Annotated in this window: 2 protein-coding genes and 1 pseudogene; all 3 read right to left on the bottom strand. The window is 42.7% G+C overall.

Annotated elements, in window-relative coordinates; translation table 11 throughout:
* Positions 1–187 (bottom strand): annotated as a pseudogene (locus tag CXF78_RS16230) (DUF484 domain-containing protein); the annotation flags it as partial.
* Positions 184–1011 (bottom strand): diaminopimelate epimerase, encoded by an 828-nt coding sequence (gene dapF / locus CXF78_RS16235; protein WP_102037364.1) that lies wholly within the window; start codon positions 1009–1011, stop codon positions 184–186. The pseudogene CXF78_RS16230 and the gene dapF, both read right to left, overlap by 4 nt.
* Positions 1012–1051: 40 nt before the next feature.
* A partial coding sequence (gene lysA, locus CXF78_RS16240; RefSeq protein ID WP_102037365.1) for a diaminopimelate decarboxylase occupies positions 1052–1806 on the bottom strand: 755 nt, incomplete at its 5' end.

Consider the following 1806-nt stretch of genomic DNA (forward strand, 5'->3'; position numbering starts at 1 on the left):
AAAAATCAGGATTATCCAATAAATATTCGCGGATCAACATTTCATCAAACGGTGCTTGTTGCAGGTTCGCCATCATGTCGATGCCAAGATCTTGTCCAATTGAATTAATATCTTTTGCTTGCTCACTGCTAACCGTATTGTCAGCGGCCACATTAGTCAAACTGACTTTTGAGGTAATGTCACTCATAGTTGTATTTGTCCATCATATACATGTTCTGCCGGTCCGGTCATCCATAACGGCTTACCCTCGCCTTCCCAATTTATGATTAAGCTGCCACCTGGTAAATCGACTCTCACCTGTTTATCGAGCTTATCTTGCAATTGCCCAACCGCTGCCGCGGCACATGCACCTGTACCACATGCTAAGGTTTCAGCTGCACCGCGCTCATAGACACGTAACTTAATGTGCCCAGGGTTAATCACTTGCATAAAACCAACATTTACGCCTTTAGGAAAGCGCTCATGACGGGTCAAGCTGTTGCCAATTTCGTCCACGTTAACCGTTTGTACGTCTTCGACTTGAATCACACAATGTGGATTACCCATTGAAATGGCACCGCATAAATAAGTTTGCATCGGCGTTTGCAATAAATAGGTTTTTTCGCTTTTTTTGGCTTTAAATGGAATTTGGCTTGGCTCGATGACAGGAACGCCCATATTAACGGTCACGTTACCATCACGCTCAATTCGTAAAGTTATTTTACCCGAGTTAGTACTCACGCGAATTTTATTCTTTTGCGTTAAACCTTTATTTCGAACAAAACGAGCAAAACAACGAGCGCCATTACCACACTGTTCAACTTCACTGCCATCGGCATTAAAAATACGATAATGGAAATCTAAATCTGGATCATAAGGCGGCTCGACCAACAAAAGTTGATCAAAACCAATCCCAAAATTCCGATCGGCAAGACGGCGAATTTGTTCAGGCGAAAAAAACACATTTTGTGTTACGCCATCAACGACCATAAAGTCATTACCCAGTCCGTGCATCTTAGTGAAATGGATCACAAAAGTTTCCTTATAAAACGTTATGCCGCTAGCTTACTGCCTATGGCAGTAAATGTTCGCCTTGCCAAAGTTGTTCTAGCGTTTCACGCTGACGAACAACAAAATCATTACCACCATCAACCATAATTTCAGCCACTCTTGGGCGAGAATTATAATTTGAGGCCATAGCAAAACCATAAGCGCCACTTGAACGTATCGCTAATAAGTCACCCGACTTTACCGCTAACTGTCTGTCTTTTCCCAAAAAGTCACCCGTTTCGCATACTGGGCCTACAATATCATAAGCAAAAGTTGGCGCATCATTTTGTTGTACCGGAATAATATTTTGCCATGCGCTATAAAGCGACGGACGAATAAGATCATTCATTGCACCATCAACAATCGCAAAACGCTTATCGCTGTTTTCTTTCAGATAAAGTACTTGAGTGACAAAAATACCCGCATTGGCGGCTATAGCACGGCCAGGTTCAAAAATTAACTTCAATTTACGACCATTTAAGCGCTCGAGTAATGCAGCGGCATATGCGTCTGGATGTGGTGGAGTTTCACTGTTATATGTTACCCCTAAGCCGCCACCCACATCAAAGTGTTCAATTTGGATACCTTGTTCGCCTAAACGATCGATCAATGCAAGCATGCGATCCATGGCATCTAAGAATGGCTTTATTTCGGTGAGCTGTGAACCAATATGGCAATCCACACCCTTAATATGTAAATGAGCTAATTCTGCTGCACGGGCAAAAACCACTTCGGCTTCTTCCATGGCAATACCAAATTTATTTTCTTTAAGGCCGG

The sequence above is a fragment of the Shewanella sp. 11B5 genome, assembly GCF_002836795.1.
GTDB lineage: Bacteria > Pseudomonadota > Gammaproteobacteria > Enterobacterales > Shewanellaceae > Shewanella > Shewanella frigidimarina.